Annotated in this window: 7 protein-coding genes; 4 read left to right on the top strand and 3 right to left on the bottom strand. The window is 58.1% G+C overall.

The annotated features are described in order from the left end of the window. Window positions 1-497 (top strand): VanZ family protein (locus tag CCE92_RS15145; RefSeq protein WP_088009440.1); only part of this gene is annotated, 497 nt, incomplete at its 5' end. Between the two features lie 58 nt (window positions 498-555). Here the strand turns inward: CCE92_RS15145 and CCE92_RS15140 are convergent. From CCE92_RS15140 to CCE92_RS15130, 3 genes are all read right to left on the bottom strand, one after another. Continuing rightward, window positions 556-1,275 (bottom strand): helix-turn-helix domain-containing protein, encoded by a 720-nt coding sequence (locus tag CCE92_RS15140; RefSeq protein ID WP_088009438.1) that lies wholly within the window; start codon window positions 1,273-1,275, stop codon window positions 556-558. 20 nt (window positions 1,276-1,295) lie between these two features. Beyond that, the gene (locus CCE92_RS15135; RefSeq protein WP_088009436.1) at window positions 1,296-1,652 is read right to left on the bottom strand and encodes a VOC family protein; all 357 of its coding nucleotides are present in this window, start codon (window positions 1,650-1,652) and stop codon (window positions 1,296-1,298) included. Between the two features lie 120 nt (window positions 1,653-1,772). Then, window positions 1,773-1,952 (bottom strand): hypothetical protein, encoded by a 180-nt coding sequence (locus tag CCE92_RS15130; RefSeq protein WP_088009435.1) that lies wholly within the window; start codon window positions 1,950-1,952, stop codon window positions 1,773-1,775. Window positions 1,953-2,264: 312 nt separating this feature from the next. On the opposite strand from CCE92_RS15130, the gene CCE92_RS15765 reads away from it, so the two are divergent. From CCE92_RS15765 to CCE92_RS15120, 3 genes are read left to right on the top strand one after another with little or no spacing between them, the layout of a single operon-like run. After that, on the top strand, window positions 2,265-4,052 hold the full coding sequence (locus tag CCE92_RS15765) for a YecA family protein (protein ID WP_206601407.1): 1,788 nt from the start codon (window positions 2,265-2,267) through the stop codon (window positions 4,050-4,052). Window positions 4,053-4,106: 54 nt separating this feature from the next. Then, window positions 4,107-4,283, top strand: a complete 177-nt coding sequence (locus CCE92_RS15910; RefSeq protein ID WP_155522846.1) for a hypothetical protein — start codon at window positions 4,107-4,109, stop codon at window positions 4,281-4,283. Window positions 4,284-4,315: 32 nt separating this feature from the next. Beyond that, on the top strand, window positions 4,316-4,963 hold the full coding sequence (locus CCE92_RS15120; protein ID WP_088009433.1) for a flavin reductase family protein: 648 nt from the start codon (window positions 4,316-4,318) through the stop codon (window positions 4,961-4,963). Window positions 4,964-5,142: the final 179 nt, after the last annotated feature.

Genomic DNA, 5,142 nt, shown 5'->3' with positions numbered 1-5,142 from the left:
AAAAAGGAACCGGATATATGAAACCGATCACTGTATTTTCCTGGTCACTCGTCTTCCTCTGGATGGCGCTCATTTTTTATCTCTCCTCACAGACCGGTTCGGATTCCGGCGGGATGAGCGGACGGATTACGGAGACGGTCCTAGGTGCAGTCCAAGCGACCCTTCCGTCGCTGGACGTGCAGCCTGAGATGTTCCACACGCTGGTCCGCAAAAGTGCGCATTTTTTCGCTTATTTCGTATTGGCGCTGCTCGCATTCAATGCAGTGCGCCGCAGCGGTGCGCGGGGCGGAAAGGCTTATTTGACAGCGTTCGCCATTGCGGCGCTGTATGCCGCTTCGGATGAATTCCACCAGTCTTTCGTGCCCGGAAGAGGGCCGGCAGTCACGGATGTCTTCATCGACAGCGCAGGCGCCGCAACGGCCCTTTTCATTTGCTGGCTCGTACTGAGGTCCTCGGTGAAGATGCCGGGGCGGATTAGGCGCTTGTTGGAAAATTAGCCGCTTCTTCCGGCAGGGAGGCGGCATGGATGCCTAATTGGACAAAGAAGAAGCCGGCTCACACGGAGCCGGCTTCTTCTGGTTCGGTGCCCGGCACTGCTGCGAACGGGTCCGCTTCGATTCCGAGGAACGCCAGTGCTTCCCGGATGTTCCGCGCAGGGTCAGGGCTGTAGATATGCAGGGAGATGCCGGCGATGCCGCTCCGCTTCGTGAGCCGGTCGAGCTGGTTTTTCATGAAGCGGGAGTTGCATAGCACGGCGACGCGGCTCAAGTATGGCAGCAGCCACATCTGCAGCTCTTCCCATACGTCATACACTTCCGGCGAGAATACGAACGGCAGGCCGTCGACCATCATCGGCTGGTTGTCGATGAGGAGGCGGACTTCTCCTTTATTCAATAAAAGCGTGCGGCTTTTGATGACCCGGGCGACTTCGCGGACGTCGTGCTCGCTCAGCGGACCGGTGATTTTCCAGGCGATGACTTGGCTGACCGGGTCTGCATGGCAGATGAATCGGCTGTCCAGCGGGCGCTTCAGTTCGCGCTTCAGGGATGAAGAGCGGGGAGCGAAGCGTTCATCGCCGAAGAAGTACGATAAGTCGACGTCGAGGGCGCAGGCGATTTTCTCGATGTTCAGAAGCGACAAGTTCTTTTCCCCCCGCTCGACCGCACCGATATACGAGCGGTCCAGTTCGGCGCGGATCGAGAGGGCTTCCTGGGTGATACCGGCTTTCAGGCGCAGTTCTTTCATCCGCATCCCGAAATCTTTCAGAATGTCCATGCTGTTCCCCGCTTTCGGTTTTATTCGCTGAAGTGGCAGACGCCGAGCTTGTGGCCGTCCGGGTCGGTGAAGTCGAACCACTGGAGGTTGCCGTCGTGATGGATGGCGGAAGGTCCGGCGCCCCGCTCGGTCAGCTGCCGGTGGGCGGCGTCAGGGTCTGTGACAAAAAAGTTGAAGCGCATATGTGCTTCGGGCGTGACTGCATCTGTCCGCACGAGAGTGAGCGGCGTCTCCCCGATATCGAGGCAGGCGTACCCGCCCTCCGTATGTGTCCAGCGGATGGGGAACCCGAAGGTGCCGGTGTACCACTGGATGGACCGGTCCAGATCGGTGACCGGCAGAAAAACAGTATCGATGCGTGTGAATGAGGCTGACATAACGTGCTTGATTCTCCTTTCTGATTCAAAAGATTATTCGGCTTGCGGGCAGGGAATTCCTTCTTTTACATACAATCAGCCGGACTGTCTTTTGGACGGTCCGGCTGAAGGCCAATTTATTTAGAAGATCGGGGTCGCGATAGTCGGTTTTTGCGAACGCTTCCGGCGCTTGATGCGCAGCCGTTTCGCCACTTTTTCAAGAAAACGAGTGTCCATGTCGTCCTGGTGCTTCCAGGCTCCGTAAGCTTTCCGTTCAACTTCCTCTTTTTGCGACTGAGCGACGAGTTCTAAATCCATCATCTTGATCAGCTCCTGTGCAAAGTTCTTGGCGGCTGCGCCTGCAGGTCCGCAGCCTTTCCCATTATAGGGAGAGAAGCTGTGCAAAAACTACGGACGATAAATCCCATTTCACTGTTTTGGGAAGAAAATTTCACAATTTCGAGTACAATTGAGAAAATTGGTGCCAGGCACCCGTTTTTTGAATTGCATACGCAAATGTGAAAATTGGTGCCAGGCACCGAACCCCCGCCCCCGCACCGCCCTGTTTCTACTCAGAGCGGCAAGTGTGGTACGCTTATGGATAGGAAATTTATTTTAGAGAAGGTGACGCATATGACAGGACGCAATGATCCGTGCCCATGCGGCAGCGGGCAGAAGTATAAGAAATGCTGCGGAAAGCCGAAGGAGATCGAGGAGCTGATCGATGAGGAGCTGGAGCGCGTAATGCAGGGCGCAATCACAGAAAGCATCGGCCACCGCGAACACGAGGAGATTTCACAGCGGATCGACCAGTGGCAGAACGAGCTCGAGGGCCTGTTCGACGAAGACCTGATCGAGACGCTCGCATTCGAGACGTACATGTATATCGAGAAGCAGGAGCTATGGCGGCGTTTCCTTATCCGCCAGCTGAATAAAACCGAGCGTCCGCAAGTGAAGGAAGTGCTGCTGGCGTGGCAGCGGCCGTTCATCGTGCTGGGTGAGGTACAGAATGTCGCGGATGACCGCCTCTTGCTGAAAGACGAGATGACCGGCAAGGAATTTTCGATCGACGCGCAGGGCTACCGCGGCACCGGCGGCTGGCTGTTCGGGATCGTCTTCCAGGACCCGCGCCGCGGCGATAATGATTTGCAGGGGACAGGCGGGCTTGTCTTCATCCCGGAAAACCAGCGGCCGCTGATGGAGGAGATCCGTGCGAAACTGAAGGACTTCGACGGCGAACTGCTCGCGCTGTATAAGCTGTTCGGCGATTTCGAACAGGCGATCGAGTTCTCCCCGTTCCAGGAGGAAGTCCTCGAAGCGGTGAAGCGCTACATGGCGGACCACAATCTTGAATCGGAGACGATGATGAACATCGCGCAGCTGTTTTTATTGAAGGAAGACGTCAACGCCCGGAAGCCCGGGGCGGTCGCGGCGGGACTCATCGCCGGCGCGACGGAGCACGGGGTGTTCGGGGACCGCGAAGTGCTGCAGAAAGAGGTCGGCGAATACTTCGGTGTCGCGTCCGGCACGCTCGCGAAGTACCGGGAAATGGTTTGGGCGTTCATCTATGACCGTGTGCAGGATTCCATCGACGAGCAGTTCGTGAGCGAAGCCGAAATCGGCACGGACCCGCTCCCGACCGAACGCGGCCTTTGGGAAATGATCATGCGGGTGTCCCGCCATCCGGACGCGTCGTCCGATGAAGTGGAACAGCTCCTCCAAAGTGAGAAGGATAAGCCGTTCGAACCGGCGAACGACGAAGAGCGCGCGCAGCTTCTTTGCTACGAGGCGTACGAAGCGGATACGGACGACGAACGCTTCCGGCTCGCACGGGAAGCGGAGCAGCTCGCCCCGGATCTTGCGGACGTCAATTTGATCCTGGCGGATGCCGAAGAAGAGCCGACGTACCAGAAACTGCGCTTTGCGAAAGCCCAGAAAGCCGGCCTTCTTTCATTCAATAAAGAATTCGACGACCCGTGGATGTACGTGCCGAACCGGCCGATGCTCCGGTCCACCTTCAAATACGGGGCCTGGAAACTGGCGAACGGCGACGCGGAAGGCGCGGCGCTCGAGCTCGAATTCCTGCTCGACGAGGCGACGCACGATCACCAGGGGGCGGTCTGGCTCCTCGTGAGCGCGTACCTGGCACTCGGCCGCACGGAAGACGCGTTCGACCTGCTGCCCGAGGACGAGCTGTACATGAACGGCCTGGCGACCATGATCCGCGACGGCAAATCGCGCGAGGACGCGATCGCCGGCCTCATCGGACTCGAACCCGAAAACGACGGGCTCAACAAACGGCTCCAGGAACTGCGCAACCCAGGCATGTTCCCCCGCTACCTGTCGATCGACACGGACGGCGAAGAACTGACGTACTGGCTGATGTACTGGCCGCTCCAGCAGCTCCCGTCCGGAGAATAAACGATGCCGCCGCTTCCGGACAGGAGGCGGCGGTTTTCCTTAGGAGGAGAATCCATGAAACAGCTGAAGTCATTCGACAAGATGAATGCGGGTCTCGGCATCCTCTTCTGCCTGACCGGGCTGGTTTTATTGATCCGGGGCGGCGAGGACCGGGTTCTGGCGCTCGCTTTCGCGGGCATCGGGATCTCGATCTTCCTCGCTTCGCTGCTGTCGAGGGAAAAGAAGGACTGACTTTATTCGAATAAAAAAGGAGGCGCTACAGAATGATCATCGATCCGAAGGAATTATCCCCGCGCGATACATACAAGCTGCTGATCGGCAGTGTCGTGCCGCGGCCGATCGCGTGGGTGTCCACGCTGTCGAAGAGCGGGGTGAGGAACCTCGCGCCGTACAGTTTTTTCAACGTCGTGTCGCGCAACCCGCCGATGCTCGGCATATCGATCGGCGAGGGCACCGGCACGCGCAAAGGGACGGTCAAGGATACGCTGACCAACATCCGGGAGACCGGGGAATTTGTCGTGAACATCGTCACCTCGTCCATGGCGAACGAAATGGCGAAAAGCGCCGAAACCTTGCCGCCGGAAGCGGACGAATTCGATTACGCCGATCTGCCGTCCGCTCCGTGCGAAGCTGTCGCGGCTCCGCGCATCGCGGAAGCGCCCGTCAGCATGGAATGCAAACTGCACGACATCATCCCGCTCGGCTCCGATCACCTCGTGATCGGCGAAATGGTGCGTTTCCACATCAAAGACGACCTGTATGAAAACGGGCGCATCAACTTGGCGAAACTCGCCCCGATCGGACGGCTGGCCGGCAACTACTCGCTGGTGGAAACCCTGTTTTCCCTGCCGAATGAGGACTTGGGGGAAATCATCAAGCGGGACGTGGAGGATTTGGATAAGAGAGAGTGAGGGAGGGGGAGGGGTAGTGCAAAGTCGAAATGGGGCGCTGCAGAGTTGAAATAGGCGGTTGCAGAGTCGAAAAGCGGCGCTGCAGAGTCGAAATAGCGCATTGCAGAGTCGAAATAGACGGCTGCAGAGTCGAAATGGCGCGTTGCAGAGTCGAAATAGGCGGCTGCAGAGATCGAAAT

This window comes from Indiicoccus explosivorum (genome assembly GCF_002167005.1).
Taxonomy (GTDB): Bacteria; Bacillota; Bacilli; order Bacillales_A; family Planococcaceae; genus Indiicoccus; species Indiicoccus explosivorum.
The sequence above is the reverse complement of the archived record's forward strand: the minus strand, read 5'-3'. Positions and strand labels throughout refer to the sequence as shown.

Bases quoted from the DNA above. Each gene is read 5' to 3' on its own strand.
- CCE92_RS15140 (WP_088009438.1), bottom strand. From the start codon at position 1,275: ATGGACATTCTGAAAGATTTCGGGATGCGGATGAAAGAACTGCGCCTG.
- CCE92_RS15135 (WP_088009436.1), bottom strand. From the start codon at position 1,652: ATGTCAGCCTCATTCACACGCATCGATACTGTTTTTCTGCCGGTCACC.
- CCE92_RS15130 (WP_088009435.1), bottom strand. From the start codon at position 1,952: ATGATGGATTTAGAACTCGTCGCTCAGTCGCAAAAAGAGGAAGTTGAA.
- CCE92_RS15765 (WP_206601407.1), top strand. From the start codon at position 2,265: ATGACAGGACGCAATGATCCGTGCCCATGCGGCAGCGGGCAGAAGTAT.
- CCE92_RS15910 (WP_155522846.1), top strand. From the start codon at position 4,107: ATGAAACAGCTGAAGTCATTCGACAAGATGAATGCGGGTCTCGGCATC.
- CCE92_RS15120 (WP_088009433.1), top strand. From the start codon at position 4,316: ATGATCATCGATCCGAAGGAATTATCCCCGCGCGATACATACAAGCTG.